Origin of the sequence: Rhizobium sp. M1 (genome assembly GCF_002531805.1) — a bacterium.
Taxonomy (GTDB): domain Bacteria; phylum Pseudomonadota; class Alphaproteobacteria; order Rhizobiales; family Rhizobiaceae; genus Rhizobium; species Rhizobium etli_C.
Genome location: NZ_NWSW01000013.1, coordinates 132,933 through 148,843, shown reverse-complemented (window position 1 = coordinate 148,843; position 15,911 = coordinate 132,933). Strand labels below are relative to the sequence as shown.

Here is a 15,911-nt window from a genome sequence, read left to right as displayed (position 1 = left end):
ATTTCCTATCGCTCGCCGCGTCGGACGACGGTGTCGGGATTGATCAATTCTTCATCGAGATCGACCGATAGGATCCGTTGGAGGACAAGCGATGCTAGGCCTGCCATCGGTGAGATCTCACGAAAGAGGCCAAGCCCTTCGGCCACCGAGAATGAACCAACTTCATCGAGCTCGGCTATCACCCGGATGCGGTCGCCCAGCGGGCAACGATAGTTTCCGTAGCGTAGGAGATCTCGGGCATTGCGGAGCCGCCAGCCGCCCTCTCTCTCCTCTCGGGTGACAAAGCGGTGCGAATACCCCATGGAGGCCGCGGCCTCACTGATCGCAAAGTCGCCGCCGGTCTCGCATGCGTCGAGCAGGCACCTTCGTGTTGTCGAGTAAGTCACGAGGAAGTCAGGGATGTGGATTCGATCCAGCATCTTCAGCTCAAAAGGCTGGCACGCCCAGGACTCGACTTCCGGATCGACATCAAGGAGACAGCCCAGGTCGCGCGCAGCTTGCGATCGGAACAGGCGATCACCGGCGCATTTGATGGTTGCCCTTGGAGGAAAGAAGATACGTTCAGCGCGCGCACTGTCGCGACCGCGGGTGTGGAAACTCTCGGAACTCATGACGATACCCAGACACGGTTGAAGGAGTGCCGCCGGCGGCGGTTCGATCAGCGTCGTTGATATTGTCGTTGTTGGAGCTTCATGATCGGAACATATAGAGAACGCCGAAAACGACGTCAACCGGAATCTTCAGACGGCCTTTGAGCCGCCCAACATCGTCAAACTAGAAGAAGCGAGCTAGGATGGGCGACCGAGATGACGCTGGCGTGAACTTCCGCCGCGCAGACCGGCCTCACCACCGGAGCATCTCTGGCTGACCGTCAGTCTGGTCCGGGGGCCACGTCGAAAGTAGATACATGCAGTCAGGCCGTCGGAGGCGGAACGGCGTCGCCGCTGCGCCTAAGCGTTTCGCGGTTCCGGCCCGCGCCGATTACGATGCGCGCGCCGCGGTACGGCGTGAAGCCAACGTTGTCGAGTGCCTCGCCAAACGTCTGCTCCTTGGCGGCGTCGAGTAGCGTCGCGAGATCCTTAACGGAGATGACCACGGCGGCGTCTTCGGTGCAGCCGATTATCTGAGGCACTCCCTCGCGCGCGCGCCTAAGGACACCACTCAGGCCGTCCTTGGCCTTCCGGTCGGTCAGGCTGCCGCCGGCAACTTCGACCAGCGTGCGGCCGAGCCCCTCGACGAAGTCATTCTTCGAAGCGGTGCGCATCTCTCTGACGTGCTTGAGAACGCGTACGTCCATCGTCCTAGCTCCGTGTCTGAGCGAGACAATAGTGTGGCCACGCAACCGGTTCAAGCCTGTGGCCACGCACGTTGAGCAAACCATTCAATCAGCTTCGGAGATCAACATAGATTATTGCGGTGGCGAACGCCCCACGCTGGCTTAGCGATTTCCCGACTGGAGATCCTATCGCTCCTATTCGAACCATGAAGCTGCAGCGATGCCTCAGGAACACTGCGGCGGACCTGGAAGCGCAAGCCCGCAGCCAATTGCATTCACTCATCGACGCCGTCTTCAACGAGGAATTTAATGATGCTGGGCTTCGGTTGAGGATTCGTGTGGGAGACGATGAAGAACCCATTCAGTGGGTCAACAATCCTCTGAGGTCCATTTATCCTGGCGGCTTCAAGAAGCTTGAGCACATTGAGTTCAACTTCTTCTATGGTCCATTCGTTGGCTTTGCGTGGCATCACTTACGAATCCTCTCTCGGCTTGAGGATAGATCATCTCCTCTTGTGCCGCTAGGCGGTTAATCCTTCGTAAACCATCTTCCGGAACGATCGCATGAAACGCTCCGGGGAAAGGACATGCATATCCTGCTTGATACAAGTGTCCTGAGTGAGGCCAGGGGGCCGAAACCTGTCGAGGAAGTGAAGCGATTTCTCGCATCCCTCCCGGACAGGATCGTAGCAGTTCCGGCGCCGGCCGTTTTCGAACTGGAACGCGGGGGCCAGATGCTGAACAACGTCAACCCGGATCGGGCGAAACCCCTTCTCGCCTGGTTGGATAGAATGTTGGAAACGAACGTCTACGTTCCTCAGATGGACTCCGCTGTTTCCCGGCTGATCGCGCGGATGGCGACTGTTCCACGTTTTAGGAGGTTCTGGGCAAGCAATGATCCGGACGACGATCTCCGGTTCGGATGTGATCCTGCGATAGCGGCAATCGCCATCCGCTATGGGATGCCGATAGTGACCCGAGACATTCCTGATTTCATGTTCATCAATGAGGAATTTCCGCTTCCAGGCCTGTACGAACCCGTCAAGCGCAAGTGGTTCGTGGAACCTGCGGATCAATGGGACTTCGAACCCCGGGACGGAGCGACGAACTGCTTGGTGTTTCGATGATTGGACTTCGTTACCAGACTTGATACCGTCGCCCGGCGGAAGTGCGATCGCGGACGCCCCTTGCTGTCAGCTCATTTCGAATTGCATCGACCAGATCGCGAACAGCCGCACCGTCACCGCAAATCTCGCTTTGAATCTGAATAGACGCAGCTCGATCGGCGAAAACGACGGCGGTCTCGAAAAAAAATGTTGCTGTTCGTGTAGTTTTCTCACCGAGCAGAATTCGTGTCAAATCGGGACCCGAAATTTACAAATCATGGCCAGCCAACGCGACGAGCCCGGGGCCACGTTAGTAAACATAAGATCAATGCGCTCAATATTAACCATTTTTTTAACTATTTATTAATGCTGAGCAGCCGATTTCTTAAGAGAAATCAAGTCATTGCAGCAACGAGTGTCGAAACTGCACCGTTGCAAGTCACATCGAACTGTGTATTTTCACACTCGTCGATCCAATTCGGGTCACCCATCAAGGAACTGCAAGACATGCAACAAGTCACATCGACATATCGGGCTCGGAAGGGCCAACAAGCCGCCTAAGGCATCGATGCGACTTCGGTGACCTCCTGGAGGCCACCCTTCCCTCAGCAAGACCAGTTAGTTTTGGAAAATGAGGAACAGCATGTCCAAGTCCAAGAAAGACCCCCTCCAGCACATCCACCACGCGCGACAATGATGTCGCTGCGTCGTCACCGTCGGTGACGACACCGAGTTCTGTCGAAGCTTGCTTCGCCGGAACTTTCTGGTTTCTCCGGAAGACATCCGAACCGAGGGCCTCGCATTGAGGCTTGGGGATGCCGGTCATCATGATCGGCGCTCGGATTAGCCTCTGCGGATCCGCTCCCACCACACAGAAACGGATGAAAGGAACTGCACGATGCTGCAGAAGAACGATGACGCACGCCTTCTGGTTGGCGACCGCATTCCGGAACACTTCCTACCCGAACTCCGCCAGTGGGCCCGCAGGAAGCGCGGCTACTACTTCACGAGGAACGAAATCGACTTGTTCCGGATCGCCGCTGTCGCCTACGCAGATGCAGCTCGACCGAGTGTCGGCCAGATCTACCGACTGTTGTGCGCGCTTGTCGACGAGGACGCGGCACGGAACAGCGTGCCGGTCCGCAAGCCGTCGCTCACCACCTTCCGCCGCATCGTGAACTCCATGCCGGACGAGTTCGTCCGGTACATGCGCTTCGGCCGGCTGCGGCAGGTCCACACCTTCGACCTCGTGTCCTCTGCCGCGCGGGCCCTCGATATCAACTTCCACTGACCTAATCGAACCCACAAGAAAGGAAAACACCATGAAACCGCCTGTCGTCCGCACTCCCAAGATCAACCCGCTCATCGAGAGCACCCTCCAGCAGATCGCTGATCACTGGGACGAGCAGCGCCGCATCCGCGAAGAGATGGGGCATTCCGAGGTTGAATGTGAAGTTATCGAGGAAGCTCTTCAGGCCGCCCGAGACATCCCCGGAGCTTCGCGGGAGGTCTGGGACTGGATGTCCAGCGCGATCAAAGAAGTGAACCTGAGCTTGGCCTCCATGGATGCTCCGCCGCTGCGGTGCGTCCCCTACGAGACCTTCCTCGCGTTTCTGCGCGCCGAGGCGAGTGCCGCCGGTATCCACTGACCGATCTCTGCGCGCCGCCGAGGAGGCGGCGCGTCATCCCTACCGCCATAAAAAGGAGAAGACCATGAAGTACCACAATGCGATCGAGCTCATCCAGGACGCGATCGACGTCCTCGGCGACACCTTGCAGTATCCCGATGTCCAGCGGAAGTTCGGGTTTGAGGAACTGCGACAGCATGCTCTCGACGACGTACTGTATCTCGCCGCGAAGTGCCCGGGTCAGGTACACGCGCTCTGGGATGGTGCGATGTCCGCTTTCAGGGATCTGAACCTGCAGCTCTCCGAACTGAATGTGGCTCCGCTCGGGATCCCGACGTACGAGGCCTTCGTGGAAATGCTGGATGGCCGGCTCCATGACACCACCGCCTCATCAGAGGACGTCAGTCGTGATGGTGGCAAGCCGGGAAGCGACTTCTTCCAGACCCTCCTGGATTCCGATCTCAATCAGATCGAGCAGGCCAACCGCGTCATCGCGCGCATCACCAAGCAGAAGCATCGAGAGCATCGAGAGCATCTGGCGCGCCAGCCGGCACCCACCGCAGTTGAGATCAAAGCCAAGGACAAAGGTCTCATCGAAAAGTCGGTGCGCCTCGCCTGCCGCCTCGACGGTTTCGAACACCTCGTTTTCAAACTCCTGCTCGACGAGCTTGGCGACGAAAACTCGTGGCGCTTCGATGAGGCCGCAGAGGCTGCATGGCGGCTGTACTTCGCGAACGAGGTCACCAAGACCCTCATCGAGGAGGCTGCATGATGACGAAAGCAGGTGTCGGCGCTCTGCGCCGAGCGCACTTACAAACCTAAAGCTTCCCGCAGCATAGCGGGCTGATCCTTCCCGAAAATCAAAGCTGCCGAACGCGGTGTTATCGCCACCGCGGCCGGACCTCCATGCCGATTTTTCACGACAACCAAAGGAGTATCTCGTGCGTCGCGAACATCTCATCAAGCACCACCTGGTCCGCGTCCGCCTCGGCGACACGATCGACTATACGATCCCCTCATCGGCAACCTACGGCACGCCGACGACCCCTCTCGAGTACCCCGAGCCGCTGCCGGCCAACGGGGACCGCACGCCGTCCGCGAAGTCTCCGTTTAATTACCGCGGAACCTTGGTGGCGAACAACAACGCTCCCCAGGTACTCACCTTCGAGAGTTCGGTGGAACGCAATGCCACCCTCATCCTCCAGACCAACCACGACATCGTCGAGCTCCAGACACAGCAGCCGACGCTCCCCTACCGTGATACCGACGGCAAGTCTCATACACACACGTTTGACATCTGCGCTCGTCTCAAGGACGGCCGGAAGATCGGCATCGCCGCAAAGCCCATCCTGAAGCTGATCGAAACCGACCTCGTCGGTACGCTCTTGCGCATCAAACAGCAGGGTATGAACGGCCTCTTGGATGACGTGAACTTCGTGACCGAGAAGTTCGCCTCCGACGACGCCGCGCAGAATGCACGCGAGATCCTTCTCTCGCGCCGCCTCCGCAACGAGGAAGAATATCAGGCGGCGCTCGAGGTGGTGAAGGGAGTCCGTGGTCCGGTCAGGTTCCGTGCCCTTTTCGTAGGCGCCGAAGTCCCCGCTCATCGCCGCACTGCCCTCTGGTGCCTCATCGACGAAGGCCTCCTGCGCCCTGCCGCACCCGGACGCATCGAAGACACCACCCTCATGATCGTCACGCTCTAGCAAAGGAGAACAGAGCAATGAACATGCACAATCCCTACGCCCTCGCCACCCGTAACGCAGCGCCCATGTTCTGGTTGGGTGACGCCAAGTCCGTCAAGATCGACACCGTCGACTATACGGTTGTCCGCCAGACGCCGGACTACAGCGAACTCCGGAACAAGGACGGCGTTGTCCAGCAGTTCTCGCATGCCACCATGTACATCCTCCACCTCGACAATAAGGTCGAGGTGGATCGCCAGGGACTCGAACTCTCGCCGCTCAGGCTCGGGCGCGACATCGTCGATGTCCCCGAGGACCAGGCTCGCCGCGCCCTCGTCTACGCCGACGCCTTCGACTTCGTCCTGACACTCATCGGCAAGAAGGATCCGCGTCTCGCTGAGATGGGTTGGAAGCGCAAGGTTACGCTCGGTCACGACTGCCTGGATAAGTACGTCCTGCCGCTCGCCCGTCAGCACGTGCTCTTGAAATGGACCTCCAAAAAGGCAGGCAAGAAGAACACGATCGTAGCGCTTCCGAATGCCCGCCACTTCCGCCGTCTCTACAATCTCTACATTGAGGGCGGCTGCGATCCGGCCGTGCTGGTGAGCCGTCGCAAGGGTCCCGGCTCTTACTCGAAGGCCCATCCGGCCGACCTGCGCCTCTGGACCGAGTTCTCCCAGAAGTACGCCACCGAGAAGCGTCCCTCGATGCGCTTCTGCTTCGGCTTGCTCCAGGCTGAGATCAAGAAGCGCAACGAGGCCTGCCCCAAGGGCGGTCACCTTTACAAGATGCCTTCCCGCAATTCGTTCGAGGCTTTGATCAAGGGCATGGGCGAATACTTCCTTCACGCGGCCCGCTTCGGCGAGGACGCAGCGAAGAAGAAGTTCGCTCCCGTTCGCGACGGCCTGCAGGTCTTCGCACCCGGCGAGCGCGTCGAGATGGACGAGTGGAAGGTAGACCTTCACGCCTGGTTCGTCCTCACTCCGGTCTGGTTGACGTTGACGGAGAAGCAGCGCGAGGCACTGACGAAGGTGCGTGTGTGGATCACCGTCGCTATCGACGTTGCAACCCGCTGCATCGTTGCTCTCCGGTTCAGCACCCGCGCGAACTCCTCACATTCGTCGATCGCAGCGCTCGAAATGATCGTCACCGAGAAGGAGCACATCGCGGAAGTAGCGGGCGCCGAGAGCCGTTGGATCCATTCATTCGTTCCCCGTGAGCTTGTCACCGACGCTGGAGCGGGATTCATCGACACCGGCTTCCGTCAGGCCGTTGCAGCGCTCCACTGCGTGCACACGATCCCGCCGGCAGGCATGGCGTCGGCACGTGGCACCATTGAATCCGTCTTCCGTTCGTTCGGACAGAAGTTCCTCGCCTACTTCGATGGCCGCACGTTCTCCAGCGTCTACGCCAAGGGTGACTACGATGGCGAAGGAAACGCTGTTCTCAACGTGGACGAAGTCTGCCGCTGCCTGACCCGTGCGATCGTCGACATCTATCACCACCAGCCGCATTCGGGTCTTGGTGGGGAGACGCCGGCTAATGCCTGGATGCGCTTGTCGCGCGAATACGCCATGCTCCCTCCGCTGAGCCAGCGCCAGCGCCGTGTCATGTTCGGAACCGTCATCAAGCGCAAGGTTTCCGCCCGCGGAATTGTCTTCCTTGGGATCCACTATCAGTCGCGCGAGCTCGAACGCCTCTGGGCGGAACGCGCGGCCTTGCCGAATTCCCCGAGCGTCGAGGTGAAGGTCCGCATCGACCGCTTCAGTCTGCGGACGATCTCCTTCCACGACGGCTTCAAGTGGCGTGACCTCGTCGCAGAGCATCTGCCGGAAGGCGTCAGCGTCTGGGAGTGGACGGAGGCGATGACGGAGGTTTCGAAGACCCACGCGAAGAACGTTGAGATCAATCTCTCGACGATGCTGAAGGCGATCAATGATCTCCGCGAAGCCGGCATCGCCGCCGCGGCCCGCGCCGAACTCGGAACCGACATCCCCAGCGAAGCCGCCTATCGCAAGGTCGAGCACGAGCGCTTTGCTCGCGAGATCACCATGGACATCCTAAGCGGCAAGGAACTGGCTCCGCTCGCGATCGCACATGACCCGCTCACGACCTCCATCGAGGAGTTTCGCTTCCTCGCCCGCAACAAGAAGGAAGTCGATGCGTACTTCGGCGAGAAGAACTCCGCCCCCGAGCCAGAGGAGTCCGGCTTGGCATACGGCGAAGAGAGCGACGGATTCTCGTTCACGATTGAGAGCTGACGTTCTTCGAACGATGGCCCGCGCGATGGGCTGCGCGGGCTGGCCAAACATCAAACCAGGAGAGAAACCATGCCACGCCTGACCACCAAATCCCGCCCCTGCACCGTTGCACAGGCAAACGCGGCCATCCGCAGCACGCCGGTACCGTTAGCTTATCTCGCGGCACCCAAGCCTCTGACGTTGTCCGCTTTCATCGACGCGGCGGCGCGCATCGACCGCACCAGCGCCTTTCGCCCCTACGACGCCGACTGACAAACAGCGGCCACTTCTTCGCTCAACCGAACCAACTCAGGAGTAATACCGATGACCGCGCAGTCCTCAAACATCATCAGCCTCCCCATCGCGCCCGACGACGCCCTTCCAGTCAACCCAAACGCGGGAGGGATGGCCGCTTTGGTCGAAAGCAGCCTTCCCAACTTCAATGACGCAGCGCAGGCGCTTCTGGCCACGATGAGCCATGATCGGCAGCAGAGAGCCGAGCGTCGCGGCAAGACACAGGCGAAGTACGTGAAGATGCCGAAAGACGATCTCATCACCGAGGGCATCGACATGCTGACCGAAAATGCCGCAGCGGCGTTCTTCGGTGAATCAGGGAAACGTCGGGCACTCTGGCTTCTGGGAGAGTCTGACAGCGGAAAGACTCGCTCGATGGAATATCACATTCCGAAGCGGCCTGAATTTCTTCCCTACGTCACGTCTACCGGCGAGGAATTCAAACCCTTCGTTTCCTTCGAAGCACCGAGGCCGATCACGCTCAAGGGATTTGCCCGCAAGGCCCTGGCGTCCTGCGGCTATCCGATGGTTCCGAGCCGACTGACGGAACAGGAATTGTTTGAGCTCCTCAAGGAGGTGATCAGGAACAACCGGATTCTGTTCATGCATGTCGACGAGATGCAGCATGTGCTCAAGGGTCCGATGACGAAGGATATCCAGAACGTCTCCGACATCATCAAGAGCCTACTGCAGATCCCGGGCTGGCCCTTGCACATGATCCTCTCTGGGGTGCCGTCCCTCGCTCGCTTCCTTTCGCCGGAGGACGGCGACGCGCAGCTTCGCAACCGCAGCTTCGTCATTGAGCTGAAGCAGATGACGGGCAAGGACGCCAAGGCGCTCCTCGACGTACAGAAGCAGATCTTCCTGGGTGAAGGCCTGTCGCTCGGAGAAACCGACAATGAGGAGTTCATGTACAGACTCATTCACGGCTGCCTTGGTGCGTGCGGCACGATCATCCAGACCATTCAGGCCGCTGCCGAGCGCGCTATCGTCTGCCCTGAAAAGGCAAACCCTAACGTCGTCACGTTGAAGCACTACGCATCGGTCTACGCCCTCAACACCGGCTGCCGTCCCTCTGAAAACGTCTTTTTGCAGGACGACTGGAAGAGTATCGATCCCCGAGAGGCGCTTGCCAAGGTGATCGCCAAGGACGAAATGCTCCTCAAGTCGAAGAAGAAGGGGGCGTAGCATGGTCCTTCTTGCACGTATTCCGGAACTGGGTCCGATCGAACCGCTTCCCACCTACATGTCGCGACTTGCCGCGGCGAATGGAGCCAGTAGTCTGCGAGATTTTCACAGGCACATGGGTTTCCGCCTCGATCGATGGGCTGAGCCCGCTGATGTCTGTGACCGCCTTTCCGCCGTTACAGGGATCGAAGCTAGTGTCCTGATGACTCGCAGCATTAACTTCGACCACCATTGGTTCACATTCGGAACACAGCGCCTTCCCACGCCCGCTCTCTTCACGACTGCCCCAAGGTATTGCCCCAAATGCATTGAAGGCGACTTCAACAATGGCGCTGGCCGTCTTGATGTACGGCTACGGACACGATTCCCGTGGCTTTTAACTTCGATCGAAGTCTGTCCAGAGCATTCCGTAGAGCTTGTCACCTCCGAGGTGAAATACCGTGGTGACATGAAGCTGGATTTTGCGGCTCACGTGCGGACCAACTATCGCGAAATCGAGAAGTCAATCGCGGACGTGAAGGATACGGAAATCCATCCCTACGATTCCTACTTTTTCGATCGCGTCGCCGGCAGCCAGACGAGCAACGACCTCCTCGATCCCCTACCCTGCTTCATGGCCCTGCGGTTCTGCACAATCATCGGCGAAATGGCATCACCGGACACGCGTCGCGGTCGAACAGGAATGAGGACGGGGCTGGTCCATCCCTCGCGCAAGATCGGCTTTGACTTGCTGTCAAGCCGTAGCAGCTTCTTGTCGTTCCTAAGCGAGGCTGGAGATAGCTTCGTCAACGAACATCATCGTAAGGCCCTGGGCTTGTATGGAAAGTTCGGAGAATATCTTAGCGCGAACATCGACATGGCGGAGTTGCAGCCAATGATCGAGATGGTCCGCGACCATGCCTTCGAGACCGTTCCGATTGGGCCGGAAGACGGTTTCCTTGGAGGCGGTGGCGTTCGCCGGTGGCATACGCTCCGATCTGCAGAACTTGAGACCGGCGTCTACTTCACGGTCCTTCGAAAGATCCTTGTAGAGCGCGGAGCAATTCCGCCCTCCGAGCGCGGGAAGAAGGATAGCTCTGTTGTAGTCTCGGTCGCCGATGTCGAGGCAGCGGCCGCCGATTATCACGATCGGATCAGCATCGAGGCTCTGGCGGCCCGTCTCGGACTCCTGCAGGTTACCGTCCGAAGACTTGTCAGGGCTGGTCTGTTCAAGTCCATCTACGGAACGACCTCCAACATGAAGGAGATGTTTTCCCGTCGGGATACCGACGCGATGTTAGAACGGTGGATGGACGGGCTGGAGACAACACCGCTGACAGACGATCTCGTTCCGCTGAGATCCGCGACGCGCGGGTTTTCTCGCGAGGTCACTGAGGTGATCTTTGCCTATCTTGATGGGAAATTGTCGAAGACGTACCTCGACGAAGACGCGTCAAAAGCAGGTTTCGAGAGAATCTTGGTTGATCGCCGTGAGGTTCGAGCGCTCCTCGTCAAACAGCCCCCTGGACTCAAGATCCACGAGTTGGCCGCCAAGTTCAGTCTCCAGACACGACCCGGGAAGGCCTTCTTCTACTCCGGCTTCTTTGAAATCCTGCGTTGGGAACCTGGTCACGGCAGGAAAGCCTTCGATGTAGCAACATTCGAATCCGTGGAGCGTTTCTTCCAGGACCATGACAGCCTGACGAACTTCTGCGCGGGATGGATGAAGCGCAATCAGCTTTACAAAGTTTTGAAGGCGGCGGGGATCACGCCATTCTGGTCGCACACCGATACCTCGATCAACAACATCTTCAAGCGCTCGGACATCGAGGAGTTCCGAAACAGGAGCCTTTGAACGGCCCAAGAAAATCAGCCAAGAAATTAAGCCCCGGAACCAAGTTCCGGGGCTTTTTGCTGCGCCATTGCCTATCCAGGCCATTGAATCGTGACGCAAGTGAATAGACAATAGTGACATCTACCCGGGTATGGTTCTGAAAAAGATGAGTGTTTTCAATAGCCGTTTTTCAAGCCGTGCCTTTTGTGACCAGTCTGCTCAACAGAGAAATCGGCACCGGCTGAACGCGCCGATGGCGCGGGCAAGACCTGCCGGACACGCAACGGCATGCCACTCAGCCTAGCGGCTGGCCGCCGCTCGCATTGAGCTGAAGGATCGCGAAAATCACGAGATAGAGGACGAGCGCAAACCGCTGCTGCCAGACGATGCGGCGCGATCCGGCAATCCGGCTCTCGAGGCCAGGCGGTGCCCCGTCAGGCTTGCGAAGCTGCATCCGGGATAGCAGGTCGTCGACGGCGGCAAGGCCGGCGGCCTCTGTCTCATGGCTCGATACGAGGCGAAACAACAGCGCATCGAAGAGAAGATGGATCGCCAGCGCAAGGACAATCCCGCAGAAAACCAGCATCAGGAGCCAGCCGAGCGTTGGGGCGAGGCCTCGATATCCCCCGGTGATCGGGCCGGCAATCAGTGGCAACAGCGCTATCAGCCCGCAGAACATTGAATTGCGGCCGAGATTTCGCGCCGTCGCGGAGGCCGCGGTTTTCCACTGCGTCATTGCACGCCTTCCTTCGCAGCATGGATACTTTCCACAGGCAGATAAACACGCCGCCCCGCGCGTTCGATCAGCTGCAAGGCTTCGGTCGGATTTTCGCAACGTCGGCTGATGACCAGCCAACTTACGATGACGCAGGCGCTCCGCTGGAAACCGAGCGCGCAGCAGACGAGGACCGGTCCCTGGTGACGCGCAGCCTCGATGACATCAGCCGCGGCTCGCGCCTGGATCTTGTCGAGGCCTGTAAGATCGAGGGCGGGAAAACTGCACCAGCGCGCAAGCGTCCCGCTCGGGCGCTGAAGTTCGCCGGTCATGTCGATCACCGTGGCAAAACGGTCGGCCTCGCGGCGACGCGGAAAACGACCGAGATGGACGCCATCAGCGATCACCACGGATGCCGGCATTTTGCGTGTCCAGAGCCAGACGTTGATGGTCGCGCCGAGCCGGTAGGGTGCCAGCAGCCAGCGGCTGGCAAGCGCGGCCCGGCCATCGGCGCGTTTCAGGAATATCTGCGGGCCGGCGCCGAAATATCCGACGGCGACGATCGCCAGCGCAACAGCCGGCCAGAGCAACAGAAGTGCCGCGGGTGATAGAGGAGTGCAGAGCGCTGCAAGGCCGAGAAATGCGGCGGCACCACCGAAATAGCAGATGCCAAGACGGCGCGACTTTGGATCGCCGCTCACAGTAAAATTCGCAAGAGGGGAAGCGGCATCGCGCGGAAAAAGCCAGACGGCAAACAGACCGAGAAGCATGCCGGTCGGTATATCCATGACGTGATGCTGCCACGTCGTCAGCACGGAGGCGCCGATCAGGAAGCACCAGACGTGCCAGAGAAGCCGCGCCCTGCGCGGCAACCGGCCGCGCAGATGGTCCCAGATCACCACCAGCAGCGCGATATGCAGCGACGGCGCCTGGTTGAACGGTTTATCGAAACCACCGAGAACAGCGAACATGAACCCGGGCAGGCCGCTGGTGGCCGGCCGTACGAAGATTGCTTCGAGCGGAAAGACGATGAAGCAGGCGACCGCTATTATCTGGATCGTCAGATAACGCCTCGCGAGCACATCCACATCGCGCGGCGTCGTGTTGATGAACAGGCAGAGTGCGTAGAACAGGTTGATCGACCAGTATGGAATGATCGTCCACGCCAGGAACGGAATGGCGCTTTCCCATGCGAAGGCGATGTTCGGCACATGCGCGCGTTGCGATGCCAGCCAGTTGGCGCCGCCATAGGTCAGATAGAAGAACGGTGCCAGGAAGACGAGCCAGAGCGCCGCCCGCCTCAGGACCGGCGCTGATTGGAAAAGAGGAGAACGTGCCTGCCCCAACGGCTTTGCCCTCAAATTCTTTCCGCCAGCGAGACGGTGAAAATGCCCCACTGGTCGATGCGCTGTTCGATCTTGCGGAAACCGGCTGCGGCGAGCAGTTGGTCCATTTCTTCTTGCGTCCGCCGCCGCATCACCCACGCTTGGCCGCCGCGGTGGGAAGTCAGGGCGCGGGCGATCATCTCCAGTTGTGGATGCCATGGCTGGTTGGTGTAGACGAGCAGACCACCGGGCTGCATCGCGCGGGCGATCCCGTTGAGCGACGTAGAAATCATCCCGTTGTCGGAGAAAAGCTCGTAAAGGCCGGAGACGATTGCGAGATCCGGAGCCGGCGTGATTGCAGCCAGCCCCTCGCCGTCAAAGGCATCCTGCTGGCGAAAGCTCACGAAATCACTAAGGCCCCGCGCTGCAATGCTGTTGCGGCCGGCGTCGACGTTGATGGGGGAGTAATCCTGCAATCGCACACTATCGGGACGCACGGCAGCCGCCTCGATCGCATCGAGGACATAACGGCCGTGGCCAGCCGCTATGTCGAGCATATGGGTGCTGCGGCCGGCTGCTTTAAGGCGCTGCAGCCCGTCCTCGATCAGCTCCTGCAAATGCAGCTTGCGCTGCCTGATGCCGCGCCAGCCGATCGCCTCGAGGAACACCTTGTCGATCAACCGCCCGCCGGGACCGAGCCCCTGCGGCTTGTTCTCATAGACGTAATCGAGCGTCGAACCGGAATCGAAACCGGTCTTGACCCCGGTCTTTATGCCGTCCGACACGAGCGCGCCGAGCCTGATGTTGAGACGGCTGAGCGCCCAGTAGATGCCGCGGGCGGACGTCGCGTCGAGAGGGCTGGCGAGCCGGTCGGCCTCATCCTTAGTATAGCCTTGGACATGGGCGGTGCTAAGGTCGGCAGGCGCCCGGGGCTCGGCGAACCGTGCATCGATAAAACGGCGGACCTCAGCGAGCGCAATCGCACGATCCCTCTCACCCAGCGTGTCATGATAGAAGCCGGCAAGCACATGCCGCTCCTTGATGCGGCTGCCGAGATTTTCGTAGAACCGATGCTGCGGCGCGTGTCGCACCACCCAGTCACTGCCGGAGATCAGCAGCTGGGTCGGAACGGTGATGGCGCGGGCGTCATCGACGACACGGGCCGCGGCTTCGTAAAGCTGCAACAGAATATTGGAGGCAATCGGCCGGGTGATCAGTGGGTCGGCTTCAAAGGAGGCGATGCGCTCGGGATCGTGCGTCAGAAACTTCGCCTTGACATAGGAATTGACGAAGAATGTCCCCTTGAGCTTTTCCCAGAGCGCAATGCCTTCCCTCGCAAAAGGCACGTAGAGCTTGACGCTGAAGGCCGGTGAGGCCAGCACGAGCGCACGGATCTGCGGCGCATAGTCGTGCACCCAGGTGGTAGCGAGGACCGCGCCGACGCTCTGCGCAATGACGGCGATGTTTTCAACGGCAATCCCGGTTGTCTCGCTGACATGGCGGACGAAGCAATCGAGATCACGCACCGAGGCTGCGAAGGATGGCGAATAGCCGCGTTCTCCCGGTGAACGTCCATGGCCGCGTGCGTCCCAGGCGTACAAGGCAAAATCATCGAGACCGAGCTCGGCGGCAAGATGCGCGACCCGGCCGCTATGCTCGTGGCCGCGATGAAGAAGAATGATTGCGCCCTTCGGTGCAGCACCGGTCGCAGGCCACGTCCGATAAAACAATCGCGTGCCATCATGCGACACGAATTCGGATTCACGCATCGGCCTGGCCGTCGAGGACGGTTGCCTGATATCGGCAGCTTGCAGCACGGTCTACTCCTATTCTGATCGGTTGATGGGTTGCAACCATTGGCGGAACAGTGGTTTGCATTCATTGCAAAAGTCTAGTCGCAAATGTAAGCCCTATACGAGAACCGATATGAAGTATCGGCTTCCCCACAAGCACGACGTTCTGCACCGCCGGAGCTGGGATAGATTTTTCCGATGCCGCGAAACTCCACTGAGGTAGCATGTCTGTTTATCAATTGAAGTCCCGGTTTCAGAATATGCTTCGCCCTCTGGTGCGCGCGCTGGCGGCGCGAGGCATCACGGCCAATCAGGTGACGACTGTTGCCGCGGCCGTCTCGGTTGCACTTGGCCTTTTCCTGAGTGTCGTTCCGCTTCCGCAGTGGTTCCTGCTGGTGCCTGCATGGTTTCTCCTGCGCATGGGTCTCAATGCCATTGACGGCATGCTCGCGCGCGAACATGGGCAAAAGAGCATTTTGGGCGCCTATCTCAACGAGATCGGTGATGTCGTGTCGGATATCGCCCTGTATTTGCCGTTTGCGCTGATCGATCCGAACGGCTTGATGCCGGCAATGGCAGTCATTTTCCTCTCGGTGCTGACGGAATTTGCCGGCGTTTTGGGTCAAACGGTTGGGGCCAGCCGGCGTTACGACGGTCCACTCGGCAAGAGCGACCGTGCGGTGCTTTTCGGTGCGCTCGGCCTCTTTGTTGCCGTTGGCGGCACGTTTGCAGCATGGACTGCGTGGCTTTGGGCAGTGGTGGCACTCCTTCTGGTATGGACGATCATCAACCGTATCAGCGCCGGTATTCGCGAGGCCCGCACGGCCGCCCGGTAGGAAGCGGAGCCG

General features: G+C 59.5%; 16 protein-coding genes. 10 read left to right on the top strand and 6 right to left on the bottom strand.

What is annotated here, in order from left to right; all coding sequences use genetic code 11:
• Positions 1 to 5: 5 nt before the first annotated feature.
• The 3 genes from CO655_RS14570 to CO655_RS33405 form a co-directional block, all read right to left on the bottom strand.
• Positions 6 to 611, bottom strand: coding sequence for a hypothetical protein (locus CO655_RS14570; protein ID WP_097665188.1), 606 nt, complete (start codon positions 609 to 611; stop codon positions 6 to 8).
• 302 nt (positions 612 to 913) lie between these two features.
• Positions 914 to 1,297 (bottom strand): hypothetical protein, encoded by a 384-nt coding sequence (locus CO655_RS14565; protein ID WP_097665186.1) that lies wholly within the window; start codon positions 1,295 to 1,297, stop codon positions 914 to 916.
• A 254-nt stretch (positions 1,298 to 1,551) separates the two neighbouring features.
• Positions 1,552 to 1,746, bottom strand: a complete 195-nt coding sequence (locus tag CO655_RS33405; RefSeq protein ID WP_141514316.1) for a hypothetical protein — start codon at positions 1,744 to 1,746, stop codon at positions 1,552 to 1,554.
• Positions 1,747 to 1,863: 117 nt separating this feature from the next.
• On the opposite strand from CO655_RS33405, the gene CO655_RS14555 reads away from it, so the two are divergent.
• The 9 genes from CO655_RS14555 (at position 1,864) to CO655_RS14515 (ending at position 11,251) form a co-directional block, all read left to right on the top strand.
• Positions 1,864 to 2,403, top strand: a complete 540-nt coding sequence (locus CO655_RS14555; RefSeq protein WP_097665184.1) for a hypothetical protein — start codon at positions 1,864 to 1,866, stop codon at positions 2,401 to 2,403.
• Between the two features lie 877 nt (positions 2,404 to 3,280).
• A complete protein-coding gene (locus CO655_RS14550; RefSeq protein ID WP_097665183.1) occupies positions 3,281 to 3,673 on the top strand; it encodes a hypothetical protein in 393 nt (130 codons plus the stop codon).
• A gap of 31 nt (positions 3,674 to 3,704) precedes the next feature.
• A complete protein-coding gene (locus tag CO655_RS14545; protein WP_097665182.1) occupies positions 3,705 to 4,031 on the top strand; it encodes a hypothetical protein in 327 nt (108 codons plus the stop codon).
• A 64-nt stretch (positions 4,032 to 4,095) separates the two neighbouring features.
• On the top strand, positions 4,096 to 4,782 hold the full coding sequence (locus CO655_RS14540; protein WP_097665181.1) for a hypothetical protein: 687 nt from the start codon (positions 4,096 to 4,098) through the stop codon (positions 4,780 to 4,782).
• Positions 4,783 to 4,951: 169 nt separating this feature from the next.
• On the top strand, positions 4,952 to 5,716 hold the full coding sequence (locus tag CO655_RS14535; protein WP_097665180.1) for a hypothetical protein: 765 nt from the start codon (positions 4,952 to 4,954) through the stop codon (positions 5,714 to 5,716).
• A 17-nt stretch (positions 5,717 to 5,733) separates the two neighbouring features.
• Positions 5,734 to 7,956: a DDE-type integrase/transposase/recombinase gene (locus CO655_RS14530; RefSeq protein WP_097665179.1), complete on the top strand. Its 2,223-nt coding sequence runs from the start codon at positions 5,734 to 5,736 to the stop codon at positions 7,954 to 7,956.
• 69 nt (positions 7,957 to 8,025) lie between these two features.
• On the top strand, positions 8,026 to 8,208 hold the full coding sequence (locus tag CO655_RS14525) for a hypothetical protein (RefSeq protein WP_097665178.1): 183 nt from the start codon (positions 8,026 to 8,028) through the stop codon (positions 8,206 to 8,208).
• 51 nt (positions 8,209 to 8,259) lie between these two features.
• Positions 8,260 to 9,417: an ATP-binding protein gene (locus CO655_RS14520; protein ID WP_097665177.1), complete on the top strand. Its 1,158-nt coding sequence runs from the start codon at positions 8,260 to 8,262 to the stop codon at positions 9,415 to 9,417.
• A gap of 1 nt (position 9,418) precedes the next feature.
• A complete protein-coding gene (locus tag CO655_RS14515; RefSeq protein WP_097665176.1) occupies positions 9,419 to 11,251 on the top strand; it encodes a TniQ family protein in 1,833 nt (610 codons plus the stop codon).
• Between the two features lie 274 nt (positions 11,252 to 11,525).
• Here CO655_RS14515 and CO655_RS14510 read toward each other — a convergent pair whose 3' ends face one another.
• Genes CO655_RS14510 through CO655_RS14500 form a run of 3 tightly spaced genes read right to left on the bottom strand, consistent with a single transcriptional unit; the run spans position 11,526 to position 15,087 of the window.
• The gene (locus tag CO655_RS14510; protein ID WP_097665175.1) at positions 11,526 to 11,966 is read right to left on the bottom strand and encodes a hypothetical protein; all 441 of its coding nucleotides are present in this window, start codon (positions 11,964 to 11,966) and stop codon (positions 11,526 to 11,528) included.
• On the bottom strand, positions 11,963 to 13,291 hold the full coding sequence (locus tag CO655_RS14505; RefSeq protein WP_097665174.1) for a phosphatase PAP2/dual specificity phosphatase family protein: 1,329 nt from the start codon (positions 13,289 to 13,291) through the stop codon (positions 11,963 to 11,965). The genes CO655_RS14510 and CO655_RS14505 overlap by 4 nt, the downstream gene beginning before the upstream one ends.
• An 11-nt stretch (positions 13,292 to 13,302) precedes the next feature.
• Positions 13,303 to 15,087, bottom strand: coding sequence for a bifunctional alpha/beta hydrolase/class I SAM-dependent methyltransferase (locus CO655_RS14500; protein WP_097665173.1), 1,785 nt, complete (start codon positions 15,085 to 15,087; stop codon positions 13,303 to 13,305).
• A 200-nt stretch (positions 15,088 to 15,287) separates the two neighbouring features.
• Here CO655_RS14500 and CO655_RS14495 point away from each other — a divergent pair, with 200 nt between their 5' ends.
• Complete coding sequence (locus CO655_RS14495; RefSeq protein WP_097665172.1) at positions 15,288 to 15,899, top strand: CDP-alcohol phosphatidyltransferase family protein; 612 nt, start codon at positions 15,288 to 15,290, stop codon at positions 15,897 to 15,899.
• Positions 15,900 to 15,911: the final 12 nt, after the last annotated feature.

What these genes read in the sequence shown, in the direction of transcription:
- CO655_RS14550 (WP_097665183.1), top strand. Translation starts at nt 3,281, where the DNA reads ATGCTGCAGAAGAACGATGACGCACGCCTTCTGGTTGGCGACCGCATT.
- CO655_RS14520 (WP_097665177.1), top strand. Translation starts at nt 8,260, where the DNA reads ATGACCGCGCAGTCCTCAAACATCATCAGCCTCCCCATCGCGCCCGAC.
- CO655_RS14530 (WP_097665179.1), top strand. Translation starts at nt 5,734, where the DNA reads ATGAACATGCACAATCCCTACGCCCTCGCCACCCGTAACGCAGCGCCC.
- CO655_RS14510 (WP_097665175.1), bottom strand. Translation starts at nt 11,966, where the DNA reads ATGACGCAGTGGAAAACCGCGGCCTCCGCGACGGCGCGAAATCTCGGC.
- CO655_RS14495 (WP_097665172.1), top strand. Translation starts at nt 15,288, where the DNA reads ATGTCTGTTTATCAATTGAAGTCCCGGTTTCAGAATATGCTTCGCCCT.
- CO655_RS14540 (WP_097665181.1), top strand. Translation starts at nt 4,096, where the DNA reads ATGAAGTACCACAATGCGATCGAGCTCATCCAGGACGCGATCGACGTC.
- CO655_RS33405 (WP_141514316.1), bottom strand. Translation starts at nt 1,746, where the DNA reads ATGCCACGCAAAGCCAACGAATGGACCATAGAAGAAGTTGAACTCAAT.
- CO655_RS14570 (WP_097665188.1), bottom strand. Translation starts at nt 611, where the DNA reads ATGAGTTCCGAGAGTTTCCACACCCGCGGTCGCGACAGTGCGCGCGCT.
- CO655_RS14545 (WP_097665182.1), top strand. Translation starts at nt 3,705, where the DNA reads ATGAAACCGCCTGTCGTCCGCACTCCCAAGATCAACCCGCTCATCGAG.
- CO655_RS14515 (WP_097665176.1), top strand. Translation starts at nt 9,419, where the DNA reads ATGGTCCTTCTTGCACGTATTCCGGAACTGGGTCCGATCGAACCGCTT.
- CO655_RS14525 (WP_097665178.1), top strand. Translation starts at nt 8,026, where the DNA reads ATGCCACGCCTGACCACCAAATCCCGCCCCTGCACCGTTGCACAGGCA.
- CO655_RS14555 (WP_097665184.1), top strand. Translation starts at nt 1,864, where the DNA reads ATGCATATCCTGCTTGATACAAGTGTCCTGAGTGAGGCCAGGGGGCCG.
- CO655_RS14565 (WP_097665186.1), bottom strand. Translation starts at nt 1,297, where the DNA reads ATGGACGTACGCGTTCTCAAGCACGTCAGAGAGATGCGCACCGCTTCG.